The 19,984-nt window shown below is 40.2% G+C and carries 17 protein-coding genes; 4 read left to right on the forward strand and 13 right to left on the reverse strand.

Features of this window, described 5'->3' with window-relative positions; translation table 11 throughout:
• The 7 genes from ispG to CVT07_RS03490 form a co-directional block, all read right to left on the reverse strand.
• Positions 1-1,059, reverse strand: coding sequence for a flavodoxin-dependent (E)-4-hydroxy-3-methylbut-2-enyl-diphosphate synthase (gene ispG / locus CVT07_RS03460; protein WP_107937005.1), 1,059 nt, complete (start codon positions 1,057-1,059; stop codon positions 1-3).
• Between the two features lie 66 nt (positions 1,060-1,125).
• Positions 1,126-2,250 (reverse strand): hypothetical protein, encoded by a 1,125-nt coding sequence (locus CVT07_RS03465; RefSeq protein WP_107937007.1) that lies wholly within the window; start codon positions 2,248-2,250, stop codon positions 1,126-1,128.
• A 9-nt stretch (positions 2,251-2,259) separates the two neighbouring features.
• Positions 2,260-3,726, reverse strand: a complete 1,467-nt coding sequence (locus tag CVT07_RS03470; RefSeq protein ID WP_107937009.1) for an MBOAT family O-acyltransferase — start codon at positions 3,724-3,726, stop codon at positions 2,260-2,262.
• A 51-nt stretch (positions 3,727-3,777) separates the two neighbouring features.
• The gene (locus CVT07_RS03475) at positions 3,778-5,628 is read right to left on the reverse strand and encodes a primosomal protein N' (protein WP_107937011.1); all 1,851 of its coding nucleotides are present in this window, start codon (positions 5,626-5,628) and stop codon (positions 3,778-3,780) included.
• Positions 5,628-6,038, reverse strand: coding sequence for a type II secretion system protein (locus tag CVT07_RS03480; RefSeq protein ID WP_107937013.1), 411 nt, complete (start codon positions 6,036-6,038; stop codon positions 5,628-5,630). Before CVT07_RS03480 ends, CVT07_RS03475 begins: the two co-directional genes overlap by 1 nt.
• Positions 6,035-6,271, reverse strand: coding sequence for a hypothetical protein (locus CVT07_RS03485; RefSeq protein WP_009293636.1), 237 nt, complete (start codon positions 6,269-6,271; stop codon positions 6,035-6,037). Before CVT07_RS03485 ends, CVT07_RS03480 begins: the two co-directional genes overlap by 4 nt.
• A 23-nt stretch (positions 6,272-6,294) precedes the next feature.
• Positions 6,295-6,528 carry a hypothetical protein gene (locus CVT07_RS03490; RefSeq protein ID WP_002940382.1) on the reverse strand — a complete coding sequence of 78 codons (234 nt, stop codon included), beginning with the start codon at positions 6,526-6,528 and terminating at the stop codon, positions 6,295-6,297.
• A 125-nt stretch (positions 6,529-6,653) separates the two neighbouring features.
• On the opposite strand from CVT07_RS03490, the gene uvrB reads away from it, so the two are divergent.
• The gene (uvrB, locus tag CVT07_RS03495) at positions 6,654-8,630 is read left to right on the forward strand and encodes an excinuclease ABC subunit UvrB (RefSeq protein ID WP_021085226.1); all 1,977 of its coding nucleotides are present in this window, start codon (positions 6,654-6,656) and stop codon (positions 8,628-8,630) included.
• A 1,226-nt stretch (positions 8,631-9,856) separates the two neighbouring features.
• Here the strand turns inward: uvrB and CVT07_RS03500 are convergent.
• The 3 genes from CVT07_RS03500 to CVT07_RS03510 form a co-directional block, all read right to left on the reverse strand.
• A complete protein-coding gene (locus CVT07_RS03500) occupies positions 9,857-10,555 on the reverse strand; it encodes a hypothetical protein (protein WP_107937015.1) in 699 nt (232 codons plus the stop codon).
• Between the two features lie 96 nt (positions 10,556-10,651).
• Complete coding sequence (locus tag CVT07_RS03505; RefSeq protein ID WP_107937017.1) at positions 10,652-11,809, reverse strand: MFS transporter; 1,158 nt, start codon at positions 11,807-11,809, stop codon at positions 10,652-10,654.
• On the reverse strand, positions 11,810-14,353 hold the full coding sequence (locus CVT07_RS03510; protein ID WP_107937019.1) for a tryptophanyl-tRNA synthetase: 2,544 nt from the start codon (positions 14,351-14,353) through the stop codon (positions 11,810-11,812).
• A 168-nt stretch (positions 14,354-14,521) separates the two neighbouring features.
• Here CVT07_RS03510 and groES point away from each other — a divergent pair, with 168 nt between their 5' ends.
• The 3 genes from groES to CVT07_RS03525 all read left to right on the forward strand — a co-directional run bounded on the left by groES (position 14,522) and on the right by CVT07_RS03525 (position 17,930).
• Positions 14,522-14,782 (forward strand): co-chaperone GroES, encoded by a 261-nt coding sequence (groES, locus tag CVT07_RS03515; protein ID WP_009293641.1) that lies wholly within the window; start codon positions 14,522-14,524, stop codon positions 14,780-14,782.
• A gap of 17 nt (positions 14,783-14,799) precedes the next feature.
• Positions 14,800-16,434 carry a chaperonin GroEL gene (gene groL, locus CVT07_RS03520; protein WP_002940160.1) on the forward strand — a complete coding sequence of 545 codons (1,635 nt, stop codon included), beginning with the start codon at positions 14,800-14,802 and terminating at the stop codon, positions 16,432-16,434.
• A gap of 128 nt (positions 16,435-16,562) precedes the next feature.
• Entirely contained in the window at positions 16,563-17,930 is a 1,368-nt protein-coding gene (locus tag CVT07_RS03525) for a phosphomannomutase/phosphoglucomutase (RefSeq protein ID WP_107937021.1), read from the forward strand.
• Between the two features lie 32 nt (positions 17,931-17,962).
• On the opposite strand, the gene CVT07_RS03530 is transcribed toward CVT07_RS03525, so the two are convergent.
• The 3 genes from CVT07_RS03530 to CVT07_RS03540 all read right to left on the reverse strand — a co-directional run bounded on the left by CVT07_RS03530 (position 17,963) and on the right by CVT07_RS03540 (position 19,984).
• Positions 17,963-18,277, reverse strand: coding sequence for a TfoX/Sxy family protein (locus CVT07_RS03530; RefSeq protein ID WP_035142669.1), 315 nt, complete (start codon positions 18,275-18,277; stop codon positions 17,963-17,965).
• Between the two features lie 20 nt (positions 18,278-18,297).
• Positions 18,298-19,155: a cysteine ABC transporter substrate-binding protein gene (locus CVT07_RS03535; RefSeq protein ID WP_107937023.1), complete on the reverse strand. Its 858-nt coding sequence runs from the start codon at positions 19,153-19,155 to the stop codon at positions 18,298-18,300.
• A gap of 91 nt (positions 19,156-19,246) precedes the next feature.
• Complete coding sequence (locus CVT07_RS03540; protein WP_103567186.1) at positions 19,247-19,984, reverse strand: amino acid ABC transporter ATP-binding protein; 738 nt, start codon at positions 19,982-19,984, stop codon at positions 19,247-19,249.

Genomic DNA, 19,984 nt, shown 5'->3' on the forward strand with positions numbered 1-19,984 from the left:
TTATCCTCTGCTCTTTATCTCGTCGTCGATCTCTTGTAAAAATCTATCCACAAGCTCGCTCTCAGGCAGTCTTGCGATCACTTCGCCGTGGCGCATGATCATGCCATTTCCCTTGCCAAATGCTATGGCTACGTCCGCGCCTTTTGCCTCGCCGATAGCATTTACCACGCAGCCCATAACTGAGACGTTTAGCGGCTCTTTTATCCCTTTTGTCTTTTCTTCTACAAGCTTTACTGCTGCCATTAGATCAGCTTGCAAACGCCCACAAGTTGGGCATGAGATGATGTTTAGCCCCTCTTTTTGGCGGCCGCTATCTTTTAAGATCGCCTTTGCGACTTTGATCTCCTCTTCAAGCTCGCCAGTGATGCTAACTCTCATCGTATCGCCGATACCCTCAAGTAGTAACCCGCCAAGTGCGATGGCGGACTTGATAGTTGCGTGAAAAGTGGTACCTGCCTCTGTTACGCCTAGATGAAATGGGTAGTTTGTCTTTGGGCGAAGCGCCCTGTAAGCTTGCATAGTGCGTTCGACGTCGCTTGATTTGAGCGAAATTTTAATGTCTGTAAAGTCAAAATCCTCAAGAAGCTTGATGTTATACATCGCACTCTCCACCATCGCCTCAACCGTTCGGCCGTAGCGGTCCTCAAACTGCTTTTCAAGCGAGCCAGAATTTACGCCTATGCGGATCGGTAAATTTCTCTGTTTGCAGGCATCAACGACTGCTTTTATGTTTTTAGCTGAGCCTATGTTGCCGGGGTTTATGCGGATAGCATCTACAAATTCGCTAACGATGAGCGCGTAGGTGTGGTTAAAATGTATGTCTGCAACGACTGGGATGGGGGAGCTGGCGACGATTTGCTTTAGCGCGCTGGCGTCCTCTTTGTCAAAAACTGCGCAGCGCACGATGTCACAGCCTGCAAAATATAGCCTTTGTATCTGCTCTAGCGTGCCTTTTACGTCCTTTGTCTTTGAAAATGTCATCGACTGCACGGAGATCGGTGCGTCACCGCCTATTAAAACATCGCGAATTTTTATCTGTTTTGTCGGGTATCGTTGCAAAATTTTGCCTTTAAATTTTATTGGGGATTATATAAAATCTTGGCTTTTAAATAAATTTGTTTAGCACTAATCTCCAAAAACTTCGCGTCTATATTCTTGCGTGTTTATAAATTTGCTTCTAAGGTTCTTTTGCTTTTCTATGTGGGCATCAATGTTTTTACTAGTTATTTCTACGCCAAAATCGTTATCTATATTTTGTTGCATTAAGGTATCTAACATCATATCTGCAAGTTTTGTTTTGTAGTGGCTTGCTTCCCAATAGTATTTAGAGGTTTGATTTATATCTTTTGGTAGTTCTTGTGCTGTTATGTCGTTATATAAACCAAAATCTATTATTCTAAATGGCTTTTTACCTAGCTTTAAAGCAACCTCTTCGTTTATTGCTACTATTTGTTTTTTCCATTCATACCAAACCACATCAAGTCCAACTCTATAGTCCATAGCTTCAAGCAATCTAACATGCAATGGGCTTATTGCAATATCTAGTTTGATATTGTTGTCATGGCATTCTTTTAAGATATCTATAAAAACTTTATAAGATAATTTTGATACCTCTTTCTTGTTGTATTTAGCCATGTATCCGTTTTCTAGCGTATTTATGGAGTATTTGTAATATCCTCCATTTTTTTGTACTTCTTCTAGCAAAGAAGCCTCTGTGCGCCTGCCATCAGGCTCAAAAAGTGGAGTTTGTTTTCGTTTTTTAACTGTATCTATAGAGTCTCTAAGCATTTGAAGACTAAATAAAATTTTATATTTATACACTTTTGGATTTTTAAAATACTCCTCAAAATCATCCGTCTTATTGCGCATGCCCAGCATAGTTTTATCGTCGAAAATAAGTAGCACTTGTTTTAAATTTCCTTGTCTTATTGCCCATTTTAGATATGCTTTAGCCTCATTAAGATTGCTTCCAGATATGGCTGCATTAAAGGCCGGTTGTGTAAAATATTTATGTGCAGAATCAAATGATCTTTGTGGGCGAGAGTTTCCTAAAAAAATAGATGTAGGCTTTAGTTGTTGAATTCTTAAAACCTTTGCAAAACGCGCTTGTAGATCTTCTTTTGGCTTATTTTTAAATATGTTTGTATCATAAATTCTATATGGATCAACTATATAGTTAAAAGTTGCTACAAATAGAATTATAAAAATTGTGGCGAATAAAAAACTAAACGTCCATTTTTTAAATCCCATGCGATCTTCCTAAAAATTAAAATATAAAAATTGAGACATCTTGTACATATTTAAAATAGCTAGCACAAAACAAAAAACAGCAATAGTTAAATTTTGCCAGCAAAGTTTAAAATATTGTATCTTTTGAGCAGAGTTTTTGCAAAATAGTACAAGTACAAAGCTGAAAACCATAAAATAAATCAAAGTATTTGTTCCATCTACTTGCAAATTTATATCCCATTTATCAAAACTTACACCATATTCTTTTAAAAATCCTACTTTTTTTTCTAATCTGGCGTTTAAAACTATGCCGCCACTAAGCCCAAACATCCCTTTTAAAACTTTTAAAGCATCGTCCCAATCTTTTGCTCTAAAAAATACCCAAGTAATATTTATGAAGTTAAATGTTATGAACCAAGCCAAAATTTTGTTCATCTTAAAGCCAAGTTCGCTCCAAATTCTGTGAATAACCAAGGCAACGCCATGCAAAAATCCCCAAAAGACAAATGTCCAGCCAGCCCCGTGCCATATACCACCTATTATAAAGGTTGCCATTAAATTTACGTATGTTCGAAGCCTGCCTTTGCGGTTACCACCTAGCGGGATATAGATATAGTCTCTTAAAAACCTGCTTAGCGTTATGTGCCATCTGCGCCAAAAGTCTTGAATGTTTAAGGCTTTATAGGGTGAGTTAAAATTTATTGGAAGCTTGATATTAAAAAGAAGTGCCGCACCGATAGCCATATCGCAGTATCCGCTAAAGTCAAAGTAGAGCTGAAATGTATAGCTTAGGCTAGTCGTCCATGCTTCAAATAAATTTAAGACAGCCGCCTTGTCAAAACCATTTGTTGCCCAAACAGCAAAACTATCAGCGATAACTACCTTTTTAAAAAGTCCTATCGAAAATATAAATAGACCAAGTGCTATATTTTTATAGTTGATTACTCTATTTTTTAAATTTGCAAACTGCGGCATCATCTCTTTGTGATGAACGATCGGACCAGCGATTAGTTGCGGAAAAAAGGTAACAAACAAGCAGTAGTTTAAAAAGTCATACTGCTTCGTACCCCCCCCCGTAGCACTATCGACCAAATAGGCTATCTGCTGAAAAGTAAAAAATGATATCGCAAGGGGCAATAGTAAATTTAAATGAGGTATGTGGGTATTAAAGATAAAATTTACATTGCTTATAAAGAAGTCTGAATATTTAAAATATCCAAGTAGCATTAAATTTGCCACAATTCCTAGTATAAGAATAAATTTTTTAGAAATTTTACTATTTTCTTTGTTTAGCTCCACCCCAAAGCAGTAGTTAAATACCATTGAGCCTAAGATTAGCGGCAGATAAATGACATTCCACCAGCTGTAAAAAAATAGAGATGATAGAACCAAAAAGCCCTTTGCTACTTCTGTGAGGCGATTTTTATTTAGATAAAAATACACAAAAAATGTAAATGGCAAGAATAAAAATATAAATTCGTAAGAGTTAAAAAGCATTGACGCATCCGTTAAATTTTTGGTGAGATTATAATAAACATTAGTTAATCACTAGCTAAAATTCACTGGATCTATATCGATATCGCTAAGTTCGCTTTTGCAGAGGTTTGCCGCCTTTAAAAGCATGGTGTGTGAGTTTGAGCGAAGTAAAATTTCATATCTAAATTTACCCACAAGATACTCGGCTTGGCACTTGCCGTATCCAACGATCTCTAGCTCATCGCTTTTTAGTGGCTCTAGCCTTTGCACAAATTCGTTCATTGCGCCCTTTGCCGTGCTCTCATCTTTGTGCGAAACGACCACGCGAAGCAGCCTAGTAAATGGCGGATACAGCCCCTCTCGGTAGCTGATCTCCTCCTTTAAAAACGCGTCGTAGTCGCTGATATAACTTTCAAAAAACTCCCTTTGTTTGCTTTGGATGATGACCCTGCCAGCTCCGTTTCTGCCGGCTCTGCCAGCTACTTGCATGGCAAGGGCAAGTGTCCGCTCTCTAGCTCTAAAATCAGGAAAATTTAAAAGCTCGTCAAAGCCCATGATGACGGCAAGCTCGACGTTGTGATAGTCATGCCCCTTACTTAGCATCTGCGTACCAAGCAGGATATCTATCTTGCCATCGTTAAATTCCTTCAAGGCCTTTACGAGCTTATTTTGCGTCGTGATCTCGTCTCTATCAAATTTAGCGATCCTAGCGTTTGCAAACTCAGCTTGCAGCCTCTCTAAAAGCTCGCTCGTGCCGATCTTTTTAGCCTCTATCATCTCGCTGCCGCACTGGTGGCAGGTCTTTGGCACGGCCATTTTGTGCTCGCAGTATTGGCACTTTAGCAAGTTTTGCTTTTTATAGTAGCTCATGCCGATGCTACAAAATGGACACTTCACCGTCTCTCCGCAGTTTTTGCAGACAAGATATTTGAAATTTGCCCTTGTTGGCAGGCAGATGACGGCTTGTTTTTTGTTTTCAAGCGTCTTTGCGATCTGCTCTTTTAAAACTTCGCTTATGCCAGTCTCGCTCTCGTCAAATATATAGCTCTTTTGCGACGCAAAGTATGTCCCTTTTAGGCGAAAACATTCTTGCTTGTAAAAGCTAGTGAGGCTTGGCGTGGCACTACCCAGAACTACTTGCAGGTCAAATTTGCTAGTTAAAAAGAGGGCTAGGTCTCTTGCGTTGTAGTGGGGCTTTGAGCCAGTGTTTTTGTAGCTATCGTCATGCTCTTCGTCGATGATGATTAGTTTTAGCTTCTCAAGTGGCAAAAATAGGGCAGATCTTGCACCTGCAACAAGCCTAGCCTTGCCGCTTTTGATGTCTTTTAAAATTTGCTCTTTTTTCTTTGGCGTGATCTTTGAGTGCCACACAGCCACAGCCTCGCCAAAGAAGCTCTCTAGGCGCTTTTGCATCTGCGGTGTTAGTGAAATTTCAGGCATTAAAAATAGCGCTTGGCCGCCTGCGTTTAAAATTTCTCTTATTTTAGCTATGTAAATTTCACTTTTGCCACTTCCCGTGTCACCAAAGATGAGCGAGCTTTTTTTTGCGTTTATAAAATTTAGCGCTTCAAGCTGCTTTGGGCTTAAATTTGGCGCTTTAAAGTCGGTTGCGCCACTATAAATTTCATCATCTATAAGGCTTTGTGGCTCAAATAAATTTATAGCAACGCCAAGCTCGCATGTGTAGTAGTAGGCGATAAATTTAGCCAAAGTTGCTTGGATGTCGTTTAGCTTAATAGGTAAAATTTCATCAATAAAGCTTGTTTTAAAGCTTGGCTCATCCACTTCACGCAGGATAAAGCCAGTTAGACTTTTACCCCTAAGCTTTGCAGTAATGGCGCGAAATGGCGCAATATCTAGCTCGCTTTTATATGTGAGTGCAGCTAAATTTACCCCGCTAAATACAACCTCGTAGTATCTCATCACTCAAGGGCGCTGCAAAGTCCGTCGCTGCTCGTGCAGTCAAATTCACCAGTTGCGTTTTTGTAAGTGAAATTTGCTGTTTGTCCGTCTAGTTTGAAGGTATAAGTTGTCGCTCCAGTTTTGTGCCAGCCGTTTTTTGTGCCGCTGTCTGCGATATTTACGCTTATTACTTTGTTGAAAAGTTTATTTCCATCATCAAGCGTCTCTGGATATGCTGGAGTGCCTTTTAGGACGCTATCGTTGTATTTTAGTGAGATGCCGCTTTTTATGGCAGCGATTTGCGTTTTTGCGTTTGCAACTATGGCGTCGCTTCTAGTAAAGAAAAGCTTTGGTATAGCAATAGCGCTTAAGACGCCAAGTATGACGATGACAAATATAATTTCTATTAGGGTAAAAGCTCTTTTTTTCATTTATTTTCCGGTTTTAGTATCTCTTCTATCTCTTTTGTGACGTCCTTTACGACGCGCAAATTTGTGTAGCTCTCGTAGCTCTTTTCGACAAAGGCGTTTATAAGCTCACGAGGCTCGATAAATTTCTTTCCCCCCATAAATTTCTGCCAGTCACGCTCAAAAACTTCAGCAAAATCATCATCAAGCGTTATCGTATAGTCGCGAGATGATACGGTGAGCGTGATCTGTTTCATCTTTTATGCCAAAAACGTCTAGCTTATCTACCAAGGACGGCTTCGATCTTTTTCATTACATCATCAGCTTCGCTATTTTTCTTATCTAGATCCTCTTCTAGGCGCATGATCTGGTTGGTTTTTGCCTCATTTTGTGCTTTTAGTGTTACGATCTCGTTACGTAGCTCTTCATTTACTCTGCAAACTTCATCGTATTTTGTGATGAGGTCATTTACTTTATCGCTTAGTGTGGTTAAGATCGCATTATCTTCAAACATAAAGGTTCCTTTAAAATAATAATTAATGGCGTATTCTAACACGCAGAGGCTAAATTCTTTTTAAAATTCTCATTTGACAAAGCACTATCTTTGCTATAAAATTCGCCCAAATTTAAAGGCGATCAATGAGTAAATTTGAAATTTCATCTAAATTTAGCCCAAGCAGCGACCAAGCAAGAGCGATAAAAGAGATAGTAAAAAGCATAAAATCAGGCAATAAATACCAAACACTTCTAGGCGTGACAGGATCTGGCAAGACCTTTACTATGGCAAATGTCATACGCGAGCTAAACATGCCAACGCTCATCATGACACATAACAAATCCCTTGCCGCTCAGCTTTACAGCGAATTTAAGGGCTTTTTCCCAAAAAATCATGTCGAGTACTTCATAAGCTACTACGACTACTACCAGCCAGAGGCCTACATCCCAAGAAGCGACCTATATATAGAAAAGGATAGCTCGGTAAATGATGAGCTTGAGCGCCTGCGTCTCTCTGCGACTGCTAGCTTGCTAAGCTTTGATGACGTCGTCTGTGTGGCTTCAGTCTCTGCAAACTACGGCCTTGGTAATCCAAGCGAGTATAAAGGCATGGTCGCATACCTAAACGTCGGCGATAAAATCAACCAGCGCACGCTACTGCAAAAGCTAGTGGACATGGGATACAAGCGAAACGACGTTTATTTCGACCGAGGCGACTTTCGCGTAAACGGCGACGTGGTGGACGTATATCCCGCATATTTTAACGACGAGGCGTTTAGGATCGAGTTTTTCGGCGACGAGATCGAGACGATGTATAGCCTGGACGTGCTGGAAAACAAAAAAAGACACGACCTGAAAAAATTTATCCTCTACCCGACCAGCCAGTTTATCGTGGGCGCTGATAGGCTAAAGATCGCTATGAAAGAGATCGAAGAGGAGCTTGATGTGCGCTTGAAAGAATTTAACGAGCAGGGCAAGCTAGTTGAGGCGCAGAGACTAAAGCAGAGAGTGGAGTTTGACCTTGAGATGATGGCGAGTACGGGCATGTGTAAAGGTATCGAAAACTATGCGCGCCACCTAACTGGTCAAAAGGCTGGAGAGACGCCGTACTCGATGTTTGACTACTTTGAGATAAGTGGCGAGGACTATCTGGTTATCGTCGATGAAAGCCACGTGAGTTTGCCGCAGTTTAGGGGCATGTATGCAGGCGATAGGAGCCGTAAAGAGGTGCTTGTGGAGTATGGATTTCGCTTGCCATCAGCGCTTGATAACAGGCCGCTTAAATTTGACGAGTTTATAAGCAAAAAGGCGAAATTTCTCTTTGTCTCAGCCACGCCAAACGAGTATGAGCTTGGTATCAGTCAGGGGCATGTCTATGAGCAAATTTTGCGACCTACGGGGCTACTTGATCCGATCATCGAGATAAAAGATAGTGACAATCAAGTAGAAGCGCTATTTGACGAGGCAAAGGCGGTCATTGCAAGAGGTGAGCGTGTGCTAGTTACGGTGCTAACTAAAAAGATGGCTGAGGAGCTAAGCCGCTACTACATCGAGCTTGGCATAAAGGTCAAGTATATGCACTCAGACATCGACGCGATCGAGCGAAATGAGATCATTAGAGGGCTTAGAAGTGGCGAGTTTGATATGCTAATAGGCATAAATTTGCTCCGTGAGGGGCTTGACCTGCCTGAAGTGAGCCTAATAGCCATAATGGACGCTGATAAAGAGGGCTTTTTGCGCTCGACCACGAGCCTTATACAGACGATGGGGCGTGCGGCTAGAAACGTAAATGGCAAGGTGTTAATGTTTGCCAAAAAGATAACAAAATCTATGAAAGAGGCGATCGATACGACGACTGCTAGGCGTAAATTTCAAGATGAATACAACAAAGCTCACGGCATAACGCCACACTCTGCCAGCAGAAATATCGAAGAGAGCCTGCACGTCGAGGACGGTACGGAGATTTTAAGAAAAGGCGCAAATCTGGAAAAAATGCCTGCGAGCGAGCGAGCCGCGATAGTAAAAGAGCTAAGAAAGCAGATGCTTGAAGCGGCTGCGCAGCTGGAGTTTGAGAAGGCGGCGGCGCTACGTGACGAAATAGCGAAGATGAGAAAATTATAAAAAAGACAAGCCCTTTTTGTTTTATACTGCGTTGGATATCGCTTCAAACTTCGGTCACGTATCATATATACGCTCCCTCGTTTTTGCTCATCCGCCTTGTCTGAAACAAAAATTTTCTTGTCTTAATTGCTTAAATTTATTTGTTCTATCTTCGGTTGAAAATTTCTTCGTAACATTTAAAATCATCACAAGATACTTTGTCTTGATATTTCAGTAGCCAAATTCAAATTTTTATGTGTCTGGTCTGCGCAAATTTTAAACCGCGCAACATTTAAATCTATCACAAAATACCGCCGCCTAAACATCATGTTTTGGTTCTTTTATACCTTTAAATTTGCCTTACTGCCTCCTCACAGATAAACAAAAATTTTCTTGTCTTTGGCGATTTGTCTTTTTCTGCTATACGTCGTTAAAATCTCACTCTACTTCAGTCACATACTATATGTATGCTCCTTTGTATTGTAAAATTTCGCCTCGTCTCATTATAGAGAGAAGCTAAAGACAAAAACCATCTTATCTTTAGCTATTTAAACTATAAATTTATGGCCAAATTCCCTTTCATGATCGGTCCTGCTCTGTCATGTCTTTTTTCACGCTATACCAAGCAATTAATAAAAAGAAAAACTCTGCTATATTAAAAAGGTTTATGTTTTTAGCTAAAAGGCCTATGGAGTCTGGTCTACCTGAAAATAGTAGTATCAAAAGTATGACCTAGCTTACCGCAAACAATATAAAATTTATCCAAAATAGCCTACTTTTAGTTGCACTTACTAATCTTGTTGTAAATAAAAATAAAAATACCATAGCTAACAAATGAGCAAATACTCCAATGTAGAAGATTATATTGGCACTAGAAGCTAAAGATACAATTAAGGCATCGCGTATACCAAAGATATTAAAAAAAAGTATAATCGTAAGCATATATAGATGTAGTCAGTTGTTGCTTTTGCTATTGTAAATATCACAAAAAGGATAGAGAAAAATAAGAAATTTATAAGCAGTCTTATCTTATTTAATGTATATGCTATCTACTTAATGGCAGAGTAAATAACCGCTAACACTACCGCGTAAGCAAGAGGCTTTATAAATATTATTGGTCGAAGCGACATTCTTTCTTGATGTGCCAACAAATATTCTAAAAATATATAGTAAAAAAATGTTGCGACAAGGCCAACTAAACAAGCTGTCGCGGCTAATTGGCTTTAAGATTTGATAGTAGCCACATTTTAAATCTCACCTTCGCTAGTTGCTTGGATTTCGTCACTATTTGCTTGTGTCTTTAGTCGCCACCATGCGATTAAAGCAAGAAAGAAAACCCCAATATCAATATAATCATAAATTTTGTGGTCAATTTTAATAAAGTAGATTGCTATATGAAATGCACCAAATAATGCATAAGCCCAAAACATTTTTTCTTTTGTTATTTTTATTAATTTTGCGATAGATATAAATAAAAATAGTGATGCTATTGTGAATAATACTCTCAATAAATAACTACGATAAATGAGTATTTGTTTAAACAGGTCATGATTATACATGATCTCTTCGTTGCTATAAAAATAATTCAATATCGTAAAGATAAAATCATCATAATCAATTTTTCTTTCTCCTAGATACATAACAATTTTAAAAGTCAAAAAAGATAAAATCACATATATTAAAATGAAAATAGTAAAAATTTTAAAATATTTTCTTAGTTTTGAGGAATTATAAACAGAGCATATCAATGAAATTGCAAAAAACAAAAGTAGCCAACTGATAGAGTCACAGCATACTTTGAAGATAAGGCTGAAATTATCATCAAGGATTTTGCGAAGTCCTGAAATGAACACTAGATACTTAAATATCATCACAATACAAGATATAAGTCCCAACTCTCTGGCATTTTTTAACATATATTGTTTTTCTTGTTGTAGCGGTTCCAAATTTACTCCTTAAATTAAATTAGTTATTTTATTGTAATTATTTTAAAAAATGTTTAAATATTTTAAATCAGGTTAATTTTTTAATTTGGTATTTATTTATCTCGTGACTGGCTTTAAAAAATAGCTTGACACCGCGCAGATAAGCGAAACTGCGGCGATAAAGTAAAACGCGTGCGTTAGGCTAAAGATGTCAGCGATCTTGCCGATGACCGTTGCGAATATACCGCCGATTGTGATGCTAAGCCCAAGCGTTACGCCAGAGGCTAGGCCGATTTGATTTGGCAGATAAAGCTGTGCAAGGGCGATTGAAGGGCTAAAAGATAGGCTGATGCAGGCGCTCACGCACATGGAAGCCGCGAGAAATAGCGCGTAGCTGTCGATAAAGAGCATTAGCACGACTAGCGGTGCGGCGATGCTTAGGCTTATTTTGATGAGCCTAACTAGGCCATATCTATCAGCTAGAGCTCCGCCAAATAGCGTAGAGATCGCACCTGCAGCAAAAAACATACTTAAATTTACATTTGCAGCCTCTTTGCTAAGGCCAAAAATTTTGATCAGATAGATGCTAAAAAATGCCGAAAAGCCAAATGCGACGATCGAGCGTGAAAATATACAGACACAAAGCCTCAAAAATGCGCCCAGATCGTCTTTTAGAGCGCTTGTTTTTTGTGAAATTTGCTTTTTGTGATTGCCTTCGAGCGCTTTTATAAATTTGCCCTTTTTAAGGTATAAAAGTGTTAGAAAAATTTGAGGGATTATAAAGACTAGCGTCCCTTTTAGTCCAAAATTTCCCACAAAAACGGCGACTAAAATGGGTCCAACTGCAAAGCCTACGTTACCTCCAAATGAAAATATACTTATACTTTTGGCTCTATTTTTAGCGTTTGAGGCGTAATTTACGATCCTTGCGGCGCTTGGGTGAAAGAGCGCGGCGCCGATACCGCTTATCATCACGCAAACCAAGATGATGTAGTAGTTTGTGACAAAGCCAGTGAGGCTCATGCCCCCGCCCGCAAACAGCAGCCCAAGCGGGATGACGTAGGGCAGCTCTTTTTTGTCGCTTAAGCGGCCGATCAGCGGTTGGATGAGCGAGCTTGCTAAATTCGTGGCGGTCACGAGCGAGGCGGCCGTGGCGTAGTCGTAGTGGTAGCTCGCGATGAAAAAGGGTAGCATCGCACCAAGCGCACTTTGGTTTATGTCGCTACAAAAGTGCCCAAGCCCCATTAGATACTTTAAATTTTCCGCCTTTTTCATCTAAAATAGCCCTTTTAAAAGCCCCTTTAAATTTTGCTTTTCGCCGTTTGCGCCTTCATCATCTTTGCCCAGCTTTTTATCTAAAAATCTACCTATCTCTTTTTTGACCTTATTTTCAAGATATTGTGATCTGACGTCGTATTTTAGTTTGTCTGTAGTGCCTGAGATTTGCACGTTTAGATCGGTCTTTTCTAGCCTGCAAACAAGTGGCGCGTTAAGCATTTTTGTGGCGATATTGTAAGTGCCGTTTGCAACCTTTATATCGCTCTTTGGCGAGCTTAAATTTACGTTAAAGATGACGTTATCGCCCTTTATATTGCCGTAAATTTTGCCGTCTTTGTAAATTTCTTTTGTGATGTCCTTGCCGGTGAAGGTTTTTATGTTGTTTGTGAGATTTGTGCTGGCTAGGTGGCCCTCTTTTAGCAAGATGTCAAATTTGCCGAGCTTTTGCTTTGTCTCGTAGTCAAATTTAGCATCGCCGTTGCCGTCATAGAGATGATCAAGCGCTAGGGTCTGCGTTAGTCCCTTTACCTCGAAGTTTTTTAGCACCGCATCAAGCACGCCACCTTTGTAGTTTGCCTCGAGTTTGCCCTTAAATAGATCATCTGAGGTGACTCTTACGCTTAGATCATCCACTTTGCCCTCTGCCGTTACTAGGGCTGCAAATTTACCGTGAAGCTCGCGGCCAGCTAAAAATGCAAGCTTATTTAGCTCCGAAACTACCGCTTGAAGCTTTAAGTTTAGCGTGCTTTTGCCCACGTCAAAGCTGCCATCTATGCCCTTTATATCAGCTAGTGAGCTAAGAAAGTCGCCACTAAATTTCACCATGTCGCCTTTATAGTCTAGGCTCAAATTTGAGCTAAATTTCTCATTTTCAGGGAATTTTTTATCAAGCATTTTGCTAAGCGCTGCGGCGTTAAATTTACCATCATTTAAAGCGATCGTTGTGGTGATGCTTGGGCTTTTACTAAAGATATTTTGCCCCTTTGCTTGGACATTTGTCTTAGCGTTTAGCAGCCTATCATTGCCACTAAGTGCTAAAATTTCTCCTAGCTGCGCCTCATTTAGACTAATATCAAGATTTTCATTTTTTATGGTGGCGTTTAGCTTGCCAGCAAAGGCATCGCCGCCTAAATTTAGCTCATCTATCTTGCTTGCTTTAACCTTCACATCGCCAGCAAGCGCCATCTTTGAGCCAACCTCAAAGCCGCTAACCGCTTTAAATTTCTCAGGGTCGCTAATGAGCAGGGCAAATTTGCTAAAAATTTGATTGTTTTTTAGGTCATAAACGCCCTTTACATCCTTTAACTCGCCAAGGTCGCTAAGCACGTTTGCGTCAAAATTTACAAGCTCACCTTTTGCTGTGGCGCCGCCTTTTAGCTCAAATTTCGCCGCATTTTTAAGCTTTGCAAGACCATTATCTATAAGACCGTTTTTTATCTCAAATTTAGCCTCGCCTGCAAGCTTTTTTAGCTCGTCAAAGCCGCTAAAATTTGCGTTTAAATTTATCTGCCCGTCTGCGTAGCTAGGCTGCAAGGCAAGCGCTAGAAGCTCTTTTAGCTTGATGTTAGTTGCATTTAGGGCTAAGTTTTTGCTATCAAAATTTGCATTTATCTTGCCACCAAGCCCGTTTATCTCAGCTTTTAGGTTTTGAAGGGCATTTTCTTGCATTGTAATTTCGCCGTTTGCATCCACAGCGCCGCTTAGTTGCTCGCCTAAGAGCTTGCCCAAAAGGGCAAGATCAGGCACGTTTAGCAAAAAGTCGCTCTTTAAATTTTTGCTAGCTAGATCATAAGTCGTCTCGTTTGCTTTTAAAGTGGCTTCAGGTGCGATGATGAGGGTTTTTGCACTCACTTTTTCATTTGCAAATTTAGCATTTACGCCACCTTTAAAGTTTATATCTTTTGCTAAATTTAGCCCAAATTCATTTTTAAGAATTTCTTTGTTTATCGCTGCATCGCTTGCTAAAATTTGAGCGTTAATGATGGGCTCATTTTTCTCATCGACCCCTTGCATATTGCTCGTTAGATCAAGCTTGCCGCTAGCTAAATTTGGCTTTTTAGCAAGAGCTGATATCTCAGAAAGTTCGATGTTTTTAGCGTCAAGATTTAGAGCTTTTGGCAGGTAGTCTTTTAAATTTGCATTTAAATTTACATTTGAGCCAAGTGCCGTGCCAGTTGCCGCTAGCTTGAAGTCGCTAAATTTACCAGCCACGTTTGCCTTAAGTGCGACATCCTTTTTTAGCCCAAGCTCGCTAGCCTTTGCCTTGTCGGCGTTTATATCTGTATTTAAGTTCATACTTTGAGCAAGCAAGGATAGATCGCCATTTACCTTTAAATTTATGGCATTCATCACGGTCGCCTCTAAATTTAAGGTGCTAAGCCCTAAATTAAACTCTTTAAATTTGACATCAATACCGCGAGCGAGTGCCTCTTTTTCTATTTTGCTGGCTATAAATTTATTACCAATTGAGCTAAAGATAAAGCCAAAGATGCAAGCTACTATGAGCACAAGCGCGCCAACTATGTAAGCTACTTTTTTCATAAAATTCCTTTATATTAGTTTTACATATCATAAAACTTTAGTCACTTAGACTAAAGTTTTTAATAAAATTTACTATAAATTATTGACTTTTTCAGAAAAAAATGCTAGGATTTCATCACTCAAAAATAAAGAGTGCTAAAAAAGACAATTAAACTAAAAGGATGAACAATGAACTTTCAACCATTAGGCAAGCGTGTCCTAGTCGAACGCGTAGAAGAGACAAAGACGACAGCTTCGGGCATAATTATACCTGATAACGCAAAAGAAAAACCTTTAAGCGGCGAGGTAAAAGCAGTTGGTGCTGAAGCTGAGGGCGTAAAAGTTGGCGAAAAAGTAGTATTTGCTAAATACGCTGGCACTGAGGTGAATTTAGATGATAAGACATATCTTGTTTTAAACATCGACGACATTTTAGGCGTGATTAAATAATTTAAAAAGGAAAGACAATGGCAAAAGAAATTTTTTACTCTGATGATGCAAGAAACCGCCTATACGAGGGCGTAAAAAAACTAAATGACGCTGTAAAAGTGACAATGGGACCAAGAGGCAGAAATGTCCTTATCCAAAAGAGCTTTGGTGCTCCAAACATCACAAAAGACGGCGTTAGCGTGGCTAAAGAGGTTGAGCTAAAAGATACTATCGAAAACATGGGCGCAAGCCTAGTTAGAGAAGTAGCAAGCAAGACAAACGATCAAGCAGGTGACGGCACTACAACAGCGACTGTGCTAGCTCACGCGATATTTAAAGAGGGTCTTAGAAATGTAACTGCCGGTGCAAATCCTATCGAAGTAAAACGCGGTATGGATAAAGAAGTAGCAGCTCTTATAGATGCACTAAAAAACATCTCTAAAAAAGTTTCTGGCTCAAAAGAGATCGCTCAGATCGCTACTATCTCTGCAAACTCAGACGAGAGCATCGGTAAGCTTATCGCTGATGCGATGGAGAAAGTCGGCAAAGATGGCGTCATAACAGTAGAAGAGGCAAAGTCTATCCAAGACGAGCTAAGCGTTGTTGAGGGTATGCAGTTTGACCGCGGATATCTAAGCCCATACTTCATCACAAACCCTGAAAAGATGCAAGTTGAGCTAAGCAATCCATTTATATTGCTATTTGACAAGAAGATCACAAATTTAAAAGACCTGCTTCCAGTGCTTGAGCAAGTACAAAAGAGTGGCAAACCACTTCTAATCATCGCTGAAGATATCGAGGGCGAGGCACTTGCAACGCTTGTTGTAAATAAACTTCGTGGCGTGCTAAACATCTCAGCTGTTAAAGCTCCTGGTTTTGGCGACAGAAGAAAAGCGATGCTTGAAGATATCGCTATCTTAACAGGTGGCGAGGTTATCAGCGAAGAGCTAGGCAGAACACTTGAGAGCGCTACTATAAACGACCTTGGACAAGCTTCAAGCGTAGTTATCGACAAAGATAACACTACTATCGTAAATGGTGCAGGCGAGAAGTCAGCAATAGACGCTAGAATCACTCAGATCAAAGCTCAAATCGCCGAGACTACAAGCGACTACGATAAAGAAAAACTTCAAGAGCGCCTTGCAAAACTAAGCGGCGGCGTGGCAGTTATCAAAGTAGGTGCTGCGACTGAGACTGAGATGAAAGAGAAAAAAGACCGCGTAGATGATGCTCTAAGCGCTACTCGTGCAGCTGTTGAAGAGGGCATCGTAGTAGGTGGCGGTTCAGCTCTTATCCTCGCTTCAAAGAGTGTAAATTTAAATTTACAAGGTGACGAGGCAATCGGTGCTGAGATCGTTAGAAGAGCGCTTCGTGCTCCACTTCGCCAAATCGCTGAGAACGCTGGCTTTGACGCAGGTGTGGTAGCGAACGCAGTTGAGACAAGCAAAGATGCAAATTTTGGCTTTAACGCTGCAACTGGCGAATATGTAAATATGTTTGAAGCTGGCATCATCGATCCAGTTAAAGTTGAGAGAGTTGCGCTACAAAACGCTGTTAGCGTGGCTAGCTTGCTACTAACAACTGAAGCAACTATCAGCGAGATAAAAGAAGAAAAAGCAATGCCTGCAATGCCTGACATGGGCGGAATGGGTGGCATGGGCGGTATGATGTAGCAGCCCTTTTCGAGCTAGAGCTTTCTAGCTCGAATTTAAATTTTAACTTCACTAAATTTATAAAATTATTTACTCCTTTTTAAATTTATTCTTGTATCATTTTTGCATTCTTTTAGGGAGAATTTACAATGAAATATGATGAAATTTTTAGAGAATACGACATCCGTGGCATTTTTGAAAAAGATTTGACAGAGGACAGTGTCAAGGCTATAGGGCTTGCTTTGGGTAAGAAATTTAACGAATTTGGCGTGAAAACTTTAAGCGTTGGCTTTGACGCAAGGCTAAGTGCTAGCACGCTTTTTAGGTATTTGTTAAGTGGTCTAAACAAGGCTGGTGGCTTTAAAATTTATAGCATCGGCTTGCTACCAACTCCTGTTGGCTACTTTAGCGTTTATGCTGATTATTTTGACGCAAACATCATGATCACGGGCTCTCACAATCCAAAAGACTATAACGGCTTTAAGATCACTATTAAAAAAGATAGTTTTTTTGGCAAAGATCTGCAAATTTTAAAAGATAAGGTGAATGAGATAATCGCCTCTGGTGAGCAAATAGCAGACGATGAGAGCTGTGAGAAATTTAATATCTTAGAAAAATACGTTGAGTTTTTTGTAAAAGAATTTAGCGAGCTTAAAAATTTCAAAAAGCCTTTTGTTATCGACTGCGCAAATGGCGCTGTTGGCGTGAGCTTGGTGCCTATCGTTAAAGCACTTGGACTAAATGCAAAAATTTTATATGAAGATCCAGACGGAAATTTCCCAAATCACCACCCAGACCCAAGCGAAAAAGAGAATTTAAAAGAGATATTTTCGCTCATCGAAAAGAAGGAATTTGACCTTGGATTTGGCTTTGACGGAGATGGCGACAGGATCGCGGTTATAACGCCAAAAAGAGATATAAAAGGCGATGAGCTAGCATATCTTTATGCGCTAAATATGAAACATCCAAAGGTGCTTGGCGAGGTAAAATGCTCACAAAATATGTATGATGAGATTGCAAAAATCGGCGAAGTTTTCATGGGTAAGACGGGACATAGCAACATTAAAAAGATGATGAAAGAGCTAAACGTAGATCTTGCAGCAGAGGTGAGCGGACATATCTTCTTTAAAGAGCGCTATTTTGGCTTTGATGATGCGCTTTATGCGATGATGAGGGTGCTTGAGCTGGTTCATAAGGGCTTTGACCTTGACGGCGAGCTTGATAAGATGCCACTTGTCTTTAGCACCGATGAGATCAAGATAAAGACGACTGACGAGGCTAAATTTAAGATAGTTGCCAAGCTAAAAGAGTGCGTGAAAAACGAGAGTTGCGACCTGCCAAAGATAAAAAATATCATTGATATTGATGGCATTAGAATTCAGTTTGAAAATGGCTGGGCGCTGGTGCGTGCGTCAAATACAACGCCAGTTATCGTCACTAGATTTGAAGCAAAGAGCAAGGAATTTCTAGAAGAGATCGAGCAAAAAGTGACAAATTTACTAAAGAGCTTGATGTAGCCAATAAAAGCATTTTGGGTTAAACATCCAACTTATCTGGCTTTTGCTGGTTTCTTTTCGGGCAGTTCCGCATACATGCCGCGCAACAATTCTCCAATCAAATTCGCATCCTCAAATTTCTCGAATACATGCATTAACGTCTTTGAGCCATTATAAGGATAACGTAGTTCTGAGTCTGCAAGAAGTCTGTCCGATGTCGGCGTTCTCTTTAAAAACAGTTCATTATTACAAATGTCACCTATCAGTTTACCGTTAAAATATACAAGGTATCCACCCATCATGGATTTTATGACAATATCGCCGAATTCAGAAAATCTATCGCGAACATATTCATTAAATTCATTCACTATGATCACTCACTTTGAATTTAGAGTTTGCCGCCTTCGACGACTAGAGATTCAGGATTTACGCTGTCACCATAGATCGGTTTTAGCGTTGCGTCATAGTCTTTGTGGAAGAAATTTTCTTTTCCAAGCTCGATGATCTCGTTGTTTAGCCACTCAAGCAAGGCTTTGTTACCCTTTTTGACAGCTGGAGCTATCACGTCAACATCGCCAAGCGCTTCAACGCCTACGACAAAGCCAGGAGTCTCTTTCGCCCAGGCAAAAAGTAGGGCGTTATCATGCGCTAGAGCAGCACCCCTTTTATCAACCAAAGCCGCGAAAGTTTCAGTGTTTTGATCATACTTTAAAAGCTTGATATCAGGATAATTTTTCGTAAAAAATGCGTCCGCTGTTGTGCCTTTATTGACGATTAAAGTTTTATCTTTTAGCTCATCAACGCTCTTTATCACAGCGCCCTCAGGGCTAACGATGCCAAGTGAGACCTTCATATATGGAAGCGCAAAATCAACAACTTGCGCGCGCTCAGGCGTCTTTGTGAAATTTGCAAGCGTGATATCGACCTTGTCAGCTGTAAGCACTTCGACCCTGCCAGCAGCCTCGACTAGTTCAAATTTAACCTTGCTCTCGTCACCAAGCAAGTCTTTTGCGATGCGTTTTGCAAAATAGATGTCATAGCCTTGGTTTTTGCCGTCTTTATCGACGTAGCCAAATGGCGGTTTGTCGCTGAAAACGCCTATCCTTATATATCCACGCTCTTTGATCTTTGCGATCGTGTCAGCTTGGTTTGAAGTGGCTGCTTTGTCCGCACCTTTGTCATCACCACAACCCGTTAGAAAGACGGTAGCGACTAATGCTAATAAGAAAAATTTAAATTTTCTCACTCTTTCTCCTTTGAAAAATTTAGTAAATAAGAGCGACCAAATCTCGCTCTAAACGCATTTTGAAAAAACGGCAAATTATCTCTTATTTTTTCTAAAACGAGAATAAATTTAGAAATTTCTTCGCTCGCTCGCTCTTTGGATTAGTAAAAAACTCCTCTGGCTCACTGATCTCCACGATCGCTCCAGCGTCCATAAATACGATCTTATTTGCAACCGCCCTTGCAAAGCTCATCTCGTGGGTGACTATTAGCATCGTCATGCCGTCTTTGGCTAAATTTAGTATCACATCAAGCACTTCTCTAACGATCTCAGGATCAAGCGCAGCCGTAACCTCGTCAAATAGCATGATCTCAGGGTTTAAGCAAAGGCTTCTAACGATGGCTATACGCTGCTTTTGGCCGCCGCTTAGCTCCTTTGGATAGGCAAATTTCTTATCAAGTAGCCCAACCTTGCTTAGCCACATATCAGCCGTTTTTTCAGCCTCGGCCCTATCTCTTTTTTGCACCTTCAAAGGCCCAAGAAGGACGTTGTCTATGACGTTCATATGATCAAATAGCTCGTAGCTTTGAAAGACCATGCCGACTTTTTGGCGGATCCTTTGCCACTCTTTAAATTTAGCATCTATCACTTCGCCGTCTATGATGATCTCGCCGCTTGCTATGCTCTCAAGGCCGTTTATGCACCTAAGAGTTGTGCTCTTGCCACAGCCTGATGGTCCAAGAAGCACGACCACTTCGCCACTTTTTACCTCTAAATTTATATCCTTTAAGGCGTGAAGCTCTCCATAAAATTTGTTTATTTTTTTAAGTTCTAAGATATTTTCGCTCAT

The organism is Campylobacter concisus (assembly GCF_003048875.2).
GTDB lineage: Bacteria > Campylobacterota > Campylobacteria > Campylobacterales > Campylobacteraceae > Campylobacter_A > Campylobacter_A concisus_AU.

What these genes read in the sequence shown, in the direction of transcription:
- CVT07_RS03480 (WP_107937013.1), bottom strand. Translation starts at nt 6,038, where the DNA reads ATGAAAAAAAGAGCTTTTACCCTAATAGAAATTATATTTGTCATCGTC.
- CVT07_RS03525 (WP_107937021.1), top strand. Translation starts at nt 16,563, where the DNA reads ATGAAATATGATGAAATTTTTAGAGAATACGACATCCGTGGCATTTTT.
- uvrB (WP_021085226.1), top strand. Translation starts at nt 6,654, where the DNA reads ATGAGTAAATTTGAAATTTCATCTAAATTTAGCCCAAGCAGCGACCAA.
- CVT07_RS03475 (WP_107937011.1), bottom strand. Translation starts at nt 5,628, where the DNA reads ATGAGATACTACGAGGTTGTATTTAGCGGGGTAAATTTAGCTGCACTC.
- CVT07_RS03505 (WP_107937017.1), bottom strand. Translation starts at nt 11,809, where the DNA reads ATGAAAAAGGCGGAAAATTTAAAGTATCTAATGGGGCTTGGGCACTTT.
- CVT07_RS03540 (WP_103567186.1), bottom strand. Translation starts at nt 19,984, where the DNA reads ATGAGCGAAAATATCTTAGAACTTAAAAAAATAAACAAATTTTATGGA.
- groES (WP_009293641.1), top strand. Translation starts at nt 14,522, where the DNA reads ATGAACTTTCAACCATTAGGCAAGCGTGTCCTAGTCGAACGCGTAGAA.
- CVT07_RS03490 (WP_002940382.1), bottom strand. Translation starts at nt 6,528, where the DNA reads ATGTTTGAAGATAATGCGATCTTAACCACACTAAGCGATAAAGTAAAT.
- CVT07_RS03465 (WP_107937007.1), bottom strand. Translation starts at nt 2,250, where the DNA reads ATGGGATTTAAAAAATGGACGTTTAGTTTTTTATTCGCCACAATTTTT.
- CVT07_RS03510 (WP_107937019.1), bottom strand. Translation starts at nt 14,353, where the DNA reads ATGAAAAAAGTAGCTTACATAGTTGGCGCGCTTGTGCTCATAGTAGCT.
- CVT07_RS03470 (WP_107937009.1), bottom strand. Translation starts at nt 3,726, where the DNA reads ATGCTTTTTAACTCTTACGAATTTATATTTTTATTCTTGCCATTTACA.
- CVT07_RS03485 (WP_009293636.1), bottom strand. Translation starts at nt 6,271, where the DNA reads ATGAAACAGATCACGCTCACCGTATCATCTCGCGACTATACGATAACG.
- groL (WP_002940160.1), top strand. Translation starts at nt 14,800, where the DNA reads ATGGCAAAAGAAATTTTTTACTCTGATGATGCAAGAAACCGCCTATAC.